Below are 13,625 nucleotides of genomic sequence, written 5' to 3'. Positions count from 1 at the left end.
CCCCGGCCGGCGGCACCGTCGACGGTGTCCCCGCGCCGGCCCGACCCCGCCCCGGGCCGGCGACCGGCGCGTCGCACCCGGCCGCCGGCGCGCCCAGGTGCGGCGGGTGACGCCCGGCCGGCGCGGCGTCGCGCTACCCGCGCGGCACGTAGGCCGGCAGCACGCCGGCGGCCAGCGCCTGCGCCACGGTCTGGGCGGTGGCGTCGCGGGGCGACAGCCGACGCGGCCCCTCCGGCCAGGCGATCCCGAGCTCCGCGTCGAGGGGGTTGACGGTGCGTTCGGCCGCCGGGTCGTACGGCGACGAGCAGAGGTACACGACGGTGGCCGGCTCGGTCAGCGCGCAGAACGCGTGGCCGAGCCCGGCGTCGAGGTGGACGGCGCGGCGGTCGACGTCGTCCAGGCGCACCCCCTCCCACCGGCCGAAGGTCGGCGAGCCCACCCGCAGGTCCACCACGACATCGAGCACCGCCCCGGAGACGCAGGTGATGTACTTGTCCTGGCCGGGTGGCACGTCCACCAGATGGATGCCGCGGATCACCCCCCGTCCCGAGACGGAGACGTTGGACTGCGCCACGCTGAACGGTCGTCCGACCGCCTCGGTGAAGCGGCCCGCCTGGTACCACTCCAGGAACAGGCCCCGGTCGTCGTGGTGCTGCTCCGGGGTGACCAGCCACGAACCCTCGATCGTCAACGCCCGGATGTCCACCACTGTCCTCCTCACCCGTCGCGGAACTCGCGGGCCGGTCACGACCGGCCGTCGAGCCAGCGAATCGGAAAACCGACGCGGCGTCCACCCGCACGCCGGGACACCCCTCGATCCATTGTGGACTACGAGGCCGACGACGCGGGCGTGGCGATGACGCACCGGAGCCGGCGATGAACGCGCCGACGCCACGACTGCTCGTGACCGGCGCGGGCGGGTTGCTGGGCCGCGAGTTGGGCGAGGTCCTCGCCGGCGGCCGGCACACCACCCTCGACCGGGCCATGCTCGACATCACCGACGCCGCCGCGGTCCGGCACGCGGTGCCCGGCCACGACGTCGTCGTCAACGCCGCCGCCTGGACCGACGTCGACGGGGCCGAGTCGGACGAGGCCGGCGCGACCGCGGTGAACGGCGCCGGCCCGGCCAACCTGGCCCGGGCGTGCGCGCGCAGCGGGGCGCTCCTGATCCACCTGTCCAGCGACTACGTCTTCTCCGGCGAGACCACCGTGCCGTGGCCGGAGGACGCTGCGCCGGCCCCGCTGAACGCGTACGGCCGCAGCAAGCTCGCCGGCGAGCGGGCCGTGCGCGGCCTGCTGCCCGCCGGGGGCTACGTGGTCCGCACCGGCTGGCTGTACGGCCGCCACGGCCCCAACTTCGTCCGCGCGGTGCTGCGCCGGGCCGCCGAGACGGAGTTCGTGGACGTCGTGGACGACCAGCACGGCCAGCCCACCTGGGCGCGCGCGCTCGCCGACCGGCTGGTCACGCTGGCCGGGCTGGCCGCCGCCGGGCGGGCGCCGGCCGGCATCTACCACGGCACGGCGGCCGGCCGGACCACCTGGTACGGCTTCGCCCGGACGGTCTTCGCGCTGCACGGGCTCGACCCGGACCGCGTGCGCCCGGCCGGCAGCGGGACGCTCGCCGCCCGGCCCGCCCGGCGGCCACGGATCTCCGTCCTCGGGCACGACGGGTGGGCGCGGGCCGGCCTCGGCCCGCTGCCGCCGTGGCGACGGATGATCGAGGCGGCCGTGGCCGAGGAGCGGAGCCGGGCCGAGCCGGCCGGCGGGGAGCGCACGCGACGGAGGTCGGCATGAACGCGACGAGGATCCTCGTCACCGGCGGCGCGGGATTCATCGGGTCGCACTACGTCCGCACCCTGCTGCGGCCGGCGGGACCGGGCGGCGTCCGGATCACGGTGCTGGACAAGCTGACGTACGCGGGCAACCTCGCCAACCTGCGCCCCGTCGCCGGCCACCCGGCCTACCGTTTCGTCCGCGGCGACATCTGCGACAGCCACCTGGTGGACCGGCTGGTGGCGGAGCACGACCAGGTCGTGCACTTCGCCGCCGAGTCCCACGTGGACCGGTCCATCGCCGACGGCGGTGACTTCGTCCGCACCAACACGCTCGGCACCTACACGCTGCTGGACGCGGTCCGGCGACGGCACGGCGACCGCGCGGTCTTCGTGCACGTCTCCACCGACGAGGTGTACGGGTCGATCGAGCACGGCACGTGGCCGGAGACGGACCCGGTCCTGCCGAGTTCGCCGTACGCCGCCGCGAAGGCCGCCAGCGACCTGCTCGCCCTGGCCTTCGTCCGCACGCACGGGCTCGACGTGCGGGTGACGCGCTGCGCCAACAACTACGGCCCGCACCAGCACCCGGAGAAGCTGGTGCCGCTGGCGATCACGAACCTGCTCGACGGCGGGGACGTCCCGCTCTACGGCGACGGGCTGCACGTGCGCGACTGGCTGCACGTCGACGACCACGTCCGGGCGCTGGAGCTGGTGCGGACGCGGGGCCGGGCCGGGGAGGTCTACAACGTCGGCGGTGGCACCCAGTTGACCAACCGGGAGATGGCCGATCGCCTGCTGGCGGCCTGCGGCGCCGATCCTGACCGGATTTGCTACGTCGAGGACCGCAAGGGGCACGACCGGCGCTACGCGGTCGACTGGAGCAAGATCAGATGCGAGCTCGGGTACACCCCGCGCAAGAACCTCGACGGCGGGCTCGGCGAGACGGTCGCCTGGTACCGCGCGAACCGCGCCTGGTGGGAGCCCCTCCGGCGCCGTCCGGTGTTGCGCAAGCTGGGAGACCGCCCGGGACCGACGGCGGGTTAGCCTGACTGTCCTCGATCGACACCGGACGGGAGGTCCGCGATGGTGTCCGTCGCCTGTCACGGGGGAGCCCCGCCGGAGGGCACCCGGGCCGCCGGAGCCGACGGGAGTCCCGAGGCGCCCGAGGTCGACCCGCGGCATCTGTCCTGGTGGACCGGAACCGATCCGGACGGGCGGACGGGTCCGCGGCGTCGCGCACCCGCCGGGCGGGCGCCGGCCACCGGCGCGGACTTCTGGCGGTGGTGGGGCGACCCCCACGGTGCCGACGCGGACGCCGACCCGGCGGCGACCGACGTCGGACCGGGTGGGCCCGGGCTCATGCCGTAGCCGTGCGGGATCGCGCCGGGTACGAGCAGGGTGGTCGGCCATGACCACGGGCGAAACTCACTCACCGTCGTCACGGGCTCGCCCGTACGCGCCGGATGTGATACTTTTCGCCGAACTGAGAGGAGCCGTCCCCCCGCGGCCCGTCAGTACGACTCTGGGATAGCACGCAGCTGCGACGAACGCGATGTCCACATGCGCCCATCGAGGAGACACCGTGCCGGTGCCCTGTCGGGACCGTGCTCTGCCTGGTTCCCCCTTGCCGACCGGCACCACCGCGCGCGCCCGTACGACCGCCGCGATCTGATCCCCCTCGATGAGATGACCTTCGGCGAGCTGGATGCGCTCCCCCTCACCGCCCTGGTGACACGGCCCGTCACGGAGCAGTTCCCCGACCTGCGTCCGGGTGCCGCGCGGTTCGACGCTCCCGCCGGCACCCTGGTGCACCACGCGGTCCGCGACGTGATGACCCGTTATCCCGCGTGGGCCGGCGCGGACGTCGCGCACCCACGGCCCCGCACCGTGCTCGACTGGGCGGCCGGCCGTTTCCGTACGCTGATCGGCGCACCGGGCGGCATCGTGTCGTTCGGCGCCGACATGACGAGCCTGACCGAGGGGTTCGTCCGGTCCGTGGCGCCCGCGCTCCGCCCCGGCGACGAGGTGATGTGCACGGCTCTCGACCACGCCGCGAACGTGGACCCGTGGCGCGAGTCCGCCCGGCGGCAGGGTGCCGTCGTCCGGATGGCGGGCCTGTCGCCGAGCGGAGAGCTGACCGTCGACGCGGTCACCGAGCAGCTCAGCCCGCGTACCCGGTGGGTCGCGGTCACCGCCGGCTCCAACGTCCTCGGCAGCACGCCGGACATCCCGGCGATCTGTGCGGCCGCGCGGTCCACCGGCGCGCGGATCTTCGTGGACGGGGTGCAGGCGCCGGCGCACCGGTTCGTGGACGTCGCCGCGTGGGGCTGCGACGCCTTCGTCACCTCCGCCGACAAGTGGTACGGCCCCCGGTGCGGGGTGCTGTGGAACCGCGACGGGCGGCCCCGGTCGGTGGTCGCCCGGACCACGGACCGGCCGGGGGCGGCGCGCGGGCCGGACATCGAGGCGGTCCTCGCCGCGGGGGTGGCGGCCGAGGTGCTGCTCCGTTGGGACCGCTCGGCCGTGTTCCGGCACGGCGAACGCCTCGCCAACCTGCTGGCCCGCGGCCTGCGGATGATCGACGGGGTGCGCGTCCTCGGCCGTCCGGACGGCAGGTCCCCGATCCCGATCGTGTCCTTCCAGGTCGTCGGCCGGTCCGCCGCCGAGGTGGCGGCGATCCTCGCCGCCGAGGGGATCACCGTGGGGCACGGCACCTTCGGCGCGGAGCGGGCGCTGCGGGCCGTGTCGCCCGACGCGCCCGAGTCCCTGCGCGCGGGGGTGGCACGCTACACGACGCGGGACGACGTGCGGGCGCTGCTCGGGGGCGTCGCGGCGATCGCCTCCCCCCGGGCCTGACCCCGCCGGCGGGGTGCGGCACCGGCGTGGCCGGCGGGGCCCCGGCCGCGCCTGTCTCACAGCTTGCGGAGTTCCCCTCTGGCGGCGCGCGGACGTCGTGCCGGCCGCACCGACCGTGCCACGATCGGGCGGCCGGCCACGACGAGCGGGGCCGGCAGGGGCGGGGAGGCGCCGGTGGACGTACCGGGGGCGTCGACATCCGGGCCGCTGGTCCTCGACGGCGGGCTGGGCACCGAGTTGCAACGGCACGGCCGGTCCGTGTCCGCCCCGTGGTGGACGGCGCGCTGCCTGCTGGACGCCGACGGCCGGCGCCTCGTCTCCCGCATCCACGGCGCGTACGTGGCGGCGGGAGCGGACGTGCTCACCGCCGACACGTTCCGCACCACCCTGCGGACGGCGTACCGGGCCGGGACGGACGAGGCCACGGCCGCCGGCCTGGTCCGTACCGCCGTGGCGCTGGCCCGCCGGGCGGCCGACCCGGCGGTGGCCGGTCGGCGGGTGCTCGTCGCCGCCTCCGTCGCTCCGGTCGAGGACTGCTACCGGCCGGACCTGGTGCCCGGCGCCGCGGTGCTGCGGCGGGAGCACGGCTGGCTGGCCGACCAACTCGCCCGCGCCGACGTCGACCTGGCGCTGGTCGAGACCATGAACACCGTCCGGGAGGCGGTCGCCGCCACCCGGGCGGTACGCGAGCACGGCCTGCCGGCCTGGGTGAGCTTCGTCTGCACCGGCGACGCCCGCCTGCTGTCCGGTGAGGACGTCGCCGTGGCGGCCGACGCGGTACGGGCGGCCGGCGCGGCGGCGGTCCTGGTCAACTGCACCGACCCGGCGGGCACCGACCGGGCGTTGCGACGGATCCGCGCCGCGGGGCCGGGCCTGCTCGGCGCGTACCCGAACGTGGAGGACCGCAGCGGGGTGCCGCCGGCCACCCCGGTGGACCGTTATCTCCCGCCCCGCCTGACGCCCGACGCCTTCGCCGACCTCTGGGCGGCCTGGCGCCCGGTCGGGCTGGGCGTCGTCGGCGGTTGCTGCGGCACCACCCCGGCGCACATCGCCGCGCTGCGGTCCCGCCTGGCGCCGCGCCCCGGCTGACCGTACGGGCTCAGGCGGGCAGGCCGGCGGCGGTCACGCCCAGCTCCGCCAGCTCGGCCGTCACCCGCTCGCGCAGCGCCGCGCGCTCCGCCGCGGGCAGCAGCGCGGCGTCGACCCCGATCAGCGTCATGGCGGCGAGTTCGGCCACGGTGAAACCGTGCCACTCGACGGCGAGGCGGTGCTCGGCGAGCAGGTCGGTGTGGAACATGCTGGGATCGTCGGTGTTGAGGGTGAGCCGCACCCCGGCGTCCCACAACCGGCGCAGCGGGTGCGCCCCCGGCTCGGAGACCACGCCCGTACGCAGGTTGCTGGTGGGGCAGACCTCGAGGACCACGCCCCGGTCCCGCAGCGCCGCCACCAGCCGCGGGTCCTCGACCGCCCGGATGCCGTGCCCGATGCGCGGCGGGCGGAACGGCAGGCAGTCCCAGACGCCCTCGGGCCCCACCGCCTCGCCCGCGTGCGGCACGAACGGCATCCCCCGCGCCGCCGCCCACCGGACCGCCTCCCCGAACAGCGACGCCGGGCGCCGCGGCTCGAAACCGCCGAGGCCGAGCGCCACCACCCCCCGGCCGGCGCCGGCCACCGCCCACTCGGCGACCTGCTGGCACTCCTCCGGCGGCCCGCCCCGGACGTGGTCGACGACGAAGCGCATCGTGACGCCGGTACGGCGGCGGGCCTGCTCGGCGCCCCGGGCCACGGCGTCGAGCTGCTCGTCGAACGGGATGCCCGCCCCCCGCCGGTGCGTGCCGGGGCTGAACGTCACCTCCAGGTGGCGGACGTTCTGCCGGTGCGCCTCGTCGGCGAGCTCCTCGGTGATCAGCTCGAGGTCGGCCGGGTCGCGTAACGCCGCGCAACACTGTTCGTACAGATCTGTGAAGTGGCGGAAGTCGCGGAAGCGGAAGAGCTCCACCACCGCCGCCTCGTCGAGCCGACCGAGGTCGAGGCCGTGCCGGCGGGCGATCCGGAGCAGGGTGCCGGGCCGCACCGACCCTTCGAGGTGCACGTGCAGCTCGACCTTGGGCAGGCGGGCAAGGACGTCGGTGAGGTCCTGCCCGGCCGGTACGGCGGTCGTCACCGGGCCGATTCTAGGCAGGTCGCGGATGGACAATATGGGGCGTACCGGCGTCGCGGGAATTTCCGCAGGCAGGAGGGCAATCTGGAAGAGGCGGTCATGTACTATGTCTAAGTAAAGAAGCGCGGCCGAGTCCGCGCTGCGGCATCGAGGAGCGCCGTGAAAGAGCAACGGGACCGTCGGACGTACGGCCAGCAATGCGGGCTGGCCTTCGCACTGGACGTGGTGGGTGAACGCTGGACGCTGCTCATCATCCGCGAGCTACTGGTCCGGCCTCGCCGCTACCGCGACCTGCTGGACGCCCTGCCGGGCATCGGCACCAACCTGCTCGCCGACCGGCTGGCCTTCCTGACCGAGGCCGGCATCATCGAGCCGCTGGACGCCGAACGGCGCACAGCGGGCTACGCGCTCACCGAGCTGGGCGAGAAGCTGCGGGAGCCGGTCCTGGTGCTGGCCCGGTTCGGGCTGACGCTGCTCGCCGAGCAGCCCGTCCGCACGGGCGCCTCGGTCACCCGGGCCTCCTGGGCCGTGCTGGCCATCGAGTCCATGGTCGACCCGGCCCGCGCCCTCGCCGACGAGGTCTACGAGTTCGACATCGAGGGCGAGGTGTTCCACGTCCGCGTCGCCGACGGCGCGGCCCGCACGGTGCAGGGGACGGCCGGCGCGGACGCCACGCTGCGGGTCGCCACCGACGCCCGGACCTTCTTCGACCTCGGCAGCGGCGCGATCGAGCCGGTCGAGGCCGTGGTCAGCGGGGCGGTCTCCGTCACCGGTCCGCCGGCGGCACTCCCTCGCTGCCTCTACCTGCTCGGCCTCGGCGGCCGACCGGCCGGCGAGCGGGCGCTCTCCGCGGCGGGCGCCGGCCGGCGCTGACGCTCGCCGCCGCCGGCCGGCGCGCGGCGGCTCAGCTCGACGTGCGCGGGCCCGGACAGCCCACCGTCCACCGCGGCCCGCGGCTCCGCGAGGGCGACCTGGAAACCGAGCCGGCCCCGGAGGGCGTGCCGGCTGCTGATCGCCATCAACAGGTCCGCCAGCGACTCCAGCGCCGGCGCACGGTCGATGCCACCGACGTCCACCGGGGCGAACCCGAGCCGGCGCAGCAACGCGCTCACCTCCGCCTTGGCCGGCGGGTGGTCGCCGGCCAGGGGCACGGTGACCGGGCGCCCGTCGAGGACGGGCTCGTCGAGCATGCCGGCCGGCACGGTGTTGAGCGCCTTGACGACGCGCCACTGCGGTAACAGTTCCGCTAGCAACCGTCCCCCGGATTCCGCGGGAGCGGGCGGGGTGACACCAGCCCGCGGCGGGTTCGTCGCATCGATGACCGTACGCCCTCGTCCGTCGTCGAGCCGGCCGGCCAGGGCCAGCTCCACGGCGGCGGCGAACGGCAGCATCAGGACGACCAGGTCGGCCCCGGCGACGACGGCGCCCGTCGGGACGGACCGGATTCCGGGGTACGGGGCGAAGGGGTCGGGCGGTAGCACCGGGTCGCCGCGACCGGCGATCAGCACCGGCCCCCCGTGCGCCGCAAGCGCCCTGGCCAGGGCCGATCCCATCCGACCGCGCCCGATGATGCCGACGATCATGGGCGGGGCCGCGTCGCGAGGTGGGGGTACGAACCGTGGGGTGCGATCGTCCGCATCTCTCCGCTCCGGGTCGTGGTCGAGAGCTGCCCGGCCTGGGCCGGACACGATTCGATCGGGTGCCGCCGGTTGCCGCAGCCAAGTTTCCGGCACCCTTCTTGACGGCCACTTGACGCCGGGACGACGCCGGGTCGGCTACCCAGTGCGACAGCGCCACCTCTTTAAGTATGGAAGTTCTTCACTTAAAGTGGAGGAGCACTGAGCACAGCGCCACGACAGCTGGGGGACGTGTGAACCGGACCGAGATCGAACTCCGAATTCAGATCCTCGGTCCCGTCCGAGCGACGATTCGCGGCAGGGAGGTCGACCTCGGCCCCCCGAAGCAGCGGGCGGTCCTCGCCCTGCTGGCCCTGCGGGCCGGACGACATGTGCCGCTGGACGACCTGATCGCCGCACTCTGGGCGGGACAGCCACCGACGAGGGCCGCCAACCTGGTCCACACCTACGTCGCGCGGTTGCGCCACGCGGTCGAGCCCGACACGCCTCGACGGCAGCGGACCAACGTCATCGTGTCGGTGCCCGGCGGGTACCGGCTGACCGTCGCCGACGACCAGCTCGACCTGCAGGTGTTCCGCGCCGGCGTCCGGCGGGCGTCGGCGCTGCGGGACAGCGGCGAGTTGGAGAGCGCGTTCGCCCGGTACGGCGAGAGCGTCGACCAGTGGCAGGATCCCCAGATCGGCGACCTGTCCGCGCTGCTGGCCGAGCAGGACGACATCGGCCCGCTGCGGCAGGAGTTCCTGGCCGCCGCGCTCGACTACGTCGCGCTCGGCCTCGAGCTGCGCCGGCCGGACGCGGTCCTGCCGCTGGCCGAGCGGCTGGCCCAGGCGGAGCCGCTCAACGAGCGGGTGCAGGCCCGGGTGCTCCAGGCGCTCACCCACATCGGCCAGCGCGCGTGGGCCATCGAGCGGTACGCCGACGTGCGCACGAGACTCAAGCTCGACCTGGGCGTGGACCCGGGCCCCGAGCTCACGGCGGCGTACCGGGAGGTGCTGGACGCCCGGCCCGGCGTCCACCAACCACCGTGGCGGGGGCCGGCACCGGTGGTGGACGAGCTGATCGGGCGGGCGGCGGACCTCTCGGCGGTCGGCGACCTGCTGCGCGAGTACCGCCTGGTGAGCCTGACCGGGGCGGCCGGCGTCGGCAAGACGGCGCTCGGCCTGGCGGCGGCGGAGGAGCTGCGGGAGCGGTTCGCCGACGGCGTGGCGGTGGCCGACCTGGCGAACGTCCGCACCGGCCCCGACCTGACCCGGGCGGTCGAGGTCGCCGTCGACGAGCCACCGGCCCGGGGCGCCGGCCGCTGCGAACCGCTGGTGCACCGGCTGCACGACCGGAAGCTGCTGCTCGTGCTCGACAACGCCGAGCTGGTCACCGACGAGGCCGCCGACCTGGCGGACGACGTGCTGCGGAACTGCCCGCAGATCACCATCCTGCTGACCTCGCGGGAGCTGCTCGGGCTGCCCTACGAGGCGGTGTACCCGGTCCGACCGCTGGGCGTGGACGCGGAGCCCGGCCGCCTGGCCGCGCAGCCCGCCCTGCAGCTGTTCGCCCGGCGGGCGGCGCAGGTGCGGCCGGGCTTCCGGCTCACCGAGTCCAACGTCGAGGCGGTGGCGTCGGTGTGCCGGGCCCTCGACGGGCTGCCGCTGGCCATCGAGCTCGCCGCGGCCTGCCTGCGGACGCAGCGCCTGGAGACGCTGGTCGACGGGCTAGACGACCCGCTGCACCGGATCCAGCCGCCCCGCCGCGGCGTGCCCAGTCACCACCGCTCCCTGCACGCCGCGGTGCACCGCAGCATCGAGCTGCTGGACCCGGCCGAGCAACGCTGCTTCACCGCGCTCGGCGCGATGCCGGCCGCGTTCTGCCTGGAGGCGGCGGCCGTCGCCGACAAGGCGATCGCCGGCGAGCCGCGTACGGTGCAGATGCTGCTGGAGCGGCTGGTGGACAAGTCGGTCCTGGAGGTCCGGCACAGCTCGTCGGGCCGGCGTTACCGGATGCTGGGCACGGTGCACGCCCTGGCCCGGCAGCTCCTGCACGAGCACGGCGTGGACGGCGAACCCCCCTCCGTCGGCTGCACCTGCGGCTGCCACACGGGTCGCTGAGGCAGGGGACAAGCGTCAATTTCTGCTATATGATTCTCCAGTAGATCAGGCCGGTCGACGGGCGGGAGATCGCACATGGACCAGCGCCACCTGCTCATGCACCAGGCGATGCTCGGTGACCGACGCCGCGTCGAGGCGTACGACCGGGCGCTGGCCGCGGCGGTCGACGAGGACACGGTGGTGGCCGACGTCGGCGCCGGCACCCTGGCGCTCACCGCGCTGGCCCTGCGGCACGGCGCCGCCCACGTGTACGCCGTCGAGGCCGATCCCCAGGTCGCCGCCGTCGCCGACCGGATCATCAAGGCCAACGACTGGGACGACCGGGTGACCCTGGTCGTCGGGGACGCGCGCCTCGCCCGGCTGCCGCGCCAGGTCGACGTGACCGTCTGCGAGCTGATGGGCAACCTCGGGCCCGAGGAGGACATGGCCCGCATCCTGCGCACGTTCAACCGCCGCAACCTGCGGCCCGGCGGCGTCGTCGTGCCCGAGCGGGTGGTCACCCGGCTCGCCGCCGTGCAGTTCGACGACGAGGGCTGGGGGATCTGGAGCGACGACTTCCTCGGCATGCGGCTGGACGTGGTCCAGGAGCTGGTCGAGCCGTCGGCGCACCTGCACTTCCTCAGCCGCGAGCCGGTCCTGCTCGGCGAGCCGGCCGTGCTGGTGGACACCGGCCGCGGCGACACCGGCCTGCGCGCCGCCCGGCCGCTGGCCCTGCCGCTGGAGCGGGACGGCACGCTGCACGCCGTCCTCGGATACTTCACCGCCACGCTGGCGCCGGGCATCGAACTGTCCAACATGCCCTCCTACCTCGGCTGCAACTGGGCGGTCTTCGTCTGGCCGCTCCGGCACACGCGGGTCGCCGCGGGCGACACCGTGCACGTGCGCCCCCGACGTCCGGAGGGTCCCGCCGCTCGGGACGTGACCCGGTGGCGCCTCGACTGTCACCTCGACCGGGCGGACAAGCGATGATCATCTACACCGCGGCATCGGTGCACGACCTCTCCATCGACGCCGACCAGCTCGCCGGCCTCACCTGGTCCGGCCACGCACTCTGGTACGCCGACCAGGGCCGCGGGCAGGCCACCTGCCTCGACCCGCGCACCGGCGCCCCCGGGCACACGCTGTCCTGCCCGGGCCTGGTGGCCGGGCTCACCTCGCTCGGCGGGCACCTGCTCTACGCCACCGACGGGGCGCTGCGGCTCTGCGACACGCAGACCGGCGACATCCTGCGGGACGTGCCGAGCCCACGGCCGGGCGTGCCGATCTGCGGGATGGAGGCGGGCAAGGACGGCATCTGGCTCGGCTGGTCCGACGCGCTGGAGCTCCGGCACGCCTCGGACCTGCGACTCCTGGCCACCGTGCCCGCCCCGCTCGGCGTCACCGGGGTGACGGTGACCGACCGGTACGTCGCCCACACCGACCGGCTCGGCGAGGCGATCACCGTCTTCGACCTGCGCGCCGGGCGGAACGTGCTGCAGATCCACGTCGACGGCCGGCCCACCAGCCTGACCTGGGACGGTCTGCGCCTGTGGTACGGCGACGCCGCCAACCTGCGCCTGCGGGCGCTGGACGTGCCGGGGCTGTCCGCGACGACCGCCTGACCCGGCCTGCTGACCCCTCGGCAGAAAGGCGCACGATGGTTCCGTCCAAGTTCATCTTCGGCCTCTCCCCCCTCGGTTCGGCGGCCCTGCGCGGCGCCTCACCCACCGGATCGCGCCGTCCACCGCTCGCACCCGGTGGGGCGGGGTTGGGCGCACGCGCGGTCGTCATCGGTTCGGTGGCGACCGCGTCACTCGCGGCGGGGCTCGCCGCAGCCGCCGGCACGGCGCTCCGGCACGGCCGCCCGGCCGGCCGCCGCCGCTTCGCCCGGGAGGTCGCGCGGACGGTCGCCCGGCTCGGCCCGACGTTCATCAAGGCCGCGCAGGTGCTGGGCACCCGCCGTGACGTCGTGCCGGCGCTGCTCTGCGACGAGCTGTCCATGTTGCAGGACGACGTGCCCCCGATGGACGCCGCGCAGAGCCGGGCCGCGCTGCGCGAGGTGTACGGCGACCGGCTGGACACCGTCTTCGCCTCGGTCGAGGAGACGCCGGTGGCCAGCGGCAGCATCGCCTGTGTCTACCGGGCGACGCTGCCGGACGGGGCCACCGTCGCGGTGAAGCTGCGCCGGCCCGGGATCGGTCCCCGGATGGCCGCCGACCTCGGCCTGCTGCGCCGGGGCGCCTCGGTGGTGGCCCGGCTGCCGATGTTCCGCGGTGTGCCGGTCCGCGAGGTGGTGGACAGCCTCTGCGAGTCGGTGCTGGGCCAGCTCGACCTCGGCCGCGAGGGACGCGACCTCGACCGGCTGCGGGAGGACCTGGGCGGGGTCCCGCGGGTACGCGTGCCCCGGGTGCACGCCGCGGCGAGCCGGCCGGCAGCCATCGTGATGGACTTCATCCCCGACCTGGCCGTCGACACCGGCGCCCGGTGCCCCCGCGCGATGCGCCGGACGTTCGCGGCGTCGACGCTGACCGTGGTCTACCAGATGCTGTTCATCAACGGCTTCGTCCACTGCGACCTGCATCCCGGCAACCTCTACTTCACCCGCAGCGGGCAGGTGGTGGTGCTGGACGCGGGCTTCAGCGTCCAACTGTCGGACAAGATGCGCGGCCTCTTCGCGGACTTCTTCCTCAACATGTCGATCGGGCGTGGCGACCGCTGCGCCGCGATCGTGCTGGAAAGCGCGATCGGCGTCGCCGACGACGCGGACGTGCCGGCCTTCACCGAGGGCGTGAAGGACCTGGTGGCCCGCAGCTACCGCCTGTCGGCCAAGGAGTTCAGCCTGATCGCCTTCGCCGGCGAGCTGTTCGACCTGCAACGCCGGTACGGGGTGGCCGCGTCGCCGGAGCTGGTCTTCCCGCTGCTGTCGCTGCTCGTCGTGGAGGGCACGGTGCGGTCGCTCGACCCCGACATCGACTTCCAGGAGACCGCGAAGCCGGTGCTCAACCGGGCGCTGTTCGGCATCCGCTGACGACGGGCGGCCCCCACGGACCGGGCAGCTCGACAGGGCCCACGTCACCCGACCGCCCACCTGTCGAGGCAGCCTCGGCCGGTCCGGCGT

The 13,625-nt window shown here is 75.0% G+C and carries 12 protein-coding genes; 9 read left to right on the top strand and 3 right to left on the bottom strand.

Annotated elements, in window-relative coordinates; all coding sequences use genetic code 11:
* Positions 1-133: 133 nt before the first annotated feature.
* Positions 134-709: a dTDP-4-dehydrorhamnose 3,5-epimerase family protein gene (locus tag AB0L34_RS29040; protein ID WP_363708273.1), complete on the bottom strand. Its 576-nt coding sequence runs from the start codon at positions 707-709 to the stop codon at positions 134-136.
* A gap of 167 nt (positions 710-876) precedes the next feature.
* Here AB0L34_RS29040 and rfbD point away from each other — a divergent pair, with 167 nt between their 5' ends.
* The 4 genes from rfbD (at position 877) to AB0L34_RS29020 (ending at position 5,720) form a co-directional block, all read left to right on the top strand.
* Positions 877-1,794 carry a dTDP-4-dehydrorhamnose reductase gene (gene rfbD / locus AB0L34_RS29035; protein WP_363708271.1) on the top strand — a complete coding sequence of 306 codons (918 nt, stop codon included), beginning with the start codon at positions 877-879 and terminating at the stop codon, positions 1,792-1,794.
* Complete coding sequence (rfbB, locus tag AB0L34_RS29030) at positions 1,791-2,819, top strand: dTDP-glucose 4,6-dehydratase (RefSeq protein WP_363708269.1); 1,029 nt, start codon at positions 1,791-1,793, stop codon at positions 2,817-2,819. Before rfbD ends, rfbB begins: the two co-directional genes overlap by 4 nt.
* A gap of 642 nt (positions 2,820-3,461) precedes the next feature.
* The gene (locus AB0L34_RS29025; RefSeq protein WP_363708267.1) at positions 3,462-4,631 is read left to right on the top strand and encodes an aminotransferase class V-fold PLP-dependent enzyme; all 1,170 of its coding nucleotides are present in this window, start codon (positions 3,462-3,464) and stop codon (positions 4,629-4,631) included.
* A 174-nt stretch (positions 4,632-4,805) separates the two neighbouring features.
* Positions 4,806-5,720: a homocysteine S-methyltransferase family protein gene (locus AB0L34_RS29020; protein ID WP_363708265.1), complete on the top strand. Its 915-nt coding sequence runs from the start codon at positions 4,806-4,808 to the stop codon at positions 5,718-5,720.
* Positions 5,721-5,730: 10 nt separating this feature from the next.
* Here AB0L34_RS29020 and add read toward each other — a convergent pair whose 3' ends face one another.
* A complete protein-coding gene (gene add, locus AB0L34_RS29015) occupies positions 5,731-6,795 on the bottom strand; it encodes an adenosine deaminase (RefSeq protein ID WP_363708263.1) in 1,065 nt (354 codons plus the stop codon).
* A 156-nt stretch (positions 6,796-6,951) separates the two neighbouring features.
* Here add and AB0L34_RS29010 point away from each other — a divergent pair, with 156 nt between their 5' ends.
* A complete protein-coding gene (locus AB0L34_RS29010; RefSeq protein WP_357464257.1) occupies positions 6,952-7,665 on the top strand; it encodes a helix-turn-helix domain-containing protein in 714 nt (237 codons plus the stop codon).
* On the opposite strand, the gene AB0L34_RS29005 is transcribed toward AB0L34_RS29010, so the two are convergent.
* Positions 7,593-8,375: an NAD(P)-binding domain-containing protein gene (locus AB0L34_RS29005; RefSeq protein ID WP_363708261.1), complete on the bottom strand. Its 783-nt coding sequence runs from the start codon at positions 8,373-8,375 to the stop codon at positions 7,593-7,595. The genes AB0L34_RS29010 and AB0L34_RS29005 overlap by 73 nt on opposite strands.
* Positions 8,376-8,662: 287 nt before the next feature.
* Between AB0L34_RS29005 and AB0L34_RS29000 the strand changes: the two genes are divergently transcribed.
* The 4 genes from AB0L34_RS29000 to AB0L34_RS28985 all read left to right on the top strand — a co-directional run bounded on the left by AB0L34_RS29000 (position 8,663) and on the right by AB0L34_RS28985 (position 13,535).
* Positions 8,663-10,528, top strand: coding sequence for a BTAD domain-containing putative transcriptional regulator (locus AB0L34_RS29000; protein ID WP_363708259.1), 1,866 nt, complete (start codon positions 8,663-8,665; stop codon positions 10,526-10,528).
* A gap of 75 nt (positions 10,529-10,603) precedes the next feature.
* Positions 10,604-11,497, top strand: coding sequence for a methyltransferase domain-containing protein (locus AB0L34_RS28995; protein ID WP_357464251.1), 894 nt, complete (start codon positions 10,604-10,606; stop codon positions 11,495-11,497).
* Entirely contained in the window at positions 11,494-12,129 is a 636-nt protein-coding gene (locus AB0L34_RS28990) for a hypothetical protein (protein WP_357464249.1), read from the top strand. The genes AB0L34_RS28995 and AB0L34_RS28990 overlap by 4 nt, the downstream gene beginning before the upstream one ends.
* A gap of 146 nt (positions 12,130-12,275) precedes the next feature.
* Entirely contained in the window at positions 12,276-13,535 is a 1,260-nt protein-coding gene (locus tag AB0L34_RS28985) for an AarF/UbiB family protein (RefSeq protein ID WP_357464288.1), read from the top strand.
* Positions 13,536-13,625 lie beyond the last annotated feature (90 nt).

The organism is Micromonospora sp. NPDC052213 (assembly GCF_040679695.1).
Lineage (GTDB): Bacteria > Actinomycetota > Actinomycetes > Mycobacteriales > Micromonosporaceae > Micromonospora.
Note: the sequence above shows the minus strand (reverse complement) of the source record. Positions and strands in the feature narration are given on the sequence as shown.

What these genes read in the sequence shown, in the direction of transcription:
- rfbD (WP_363708271.1), top strand. Translation starts at nt 877, where the DNA reads ATGAACGCGCCGACGCCACGACTGCTCGTGACCGGCGCGGGCGGGTTG.
- AB0L34_RS28995 (WP_357464251.1), top strand. Translation starts at nt 10,604, where the DNA reads ATGGACCAGCGCCACCTGCTCATGCACCAGGCGATGCTCGGTGACCGA.
- AB0L34_RS29005 (WP_363708261.1), bottom strand. Translation starts at nt 8,375, where the DNA reads ATGATCGTCGGCATCATCGGGCGCGGTCGGATGGGATCGGCCCTGGCC.
- rfbB (WP_363708269.1), top strand. Translation starts at nt 1,791, where the DNA reads ATGAACGCGACGAGGATCCTCGTCACCGGCGGCGCGGGATTCATCGGG.
- AB0L34_RS28990 (WP_357464249.1), top strand. Translation starts at nt 11,494, where the DNA reads ATGATCATCTACACCGCGGCATCGGTGCACGACCTCTCCATCGACGCC.
- AB0L34_RS29025 (WP_363708267.1), top strand. Translation starts at nt 3,462, where the DNA reads ATGACCTTCGGCGAGCTGGATGCGCTCCCCCTCACCGCCCTGGTGACA.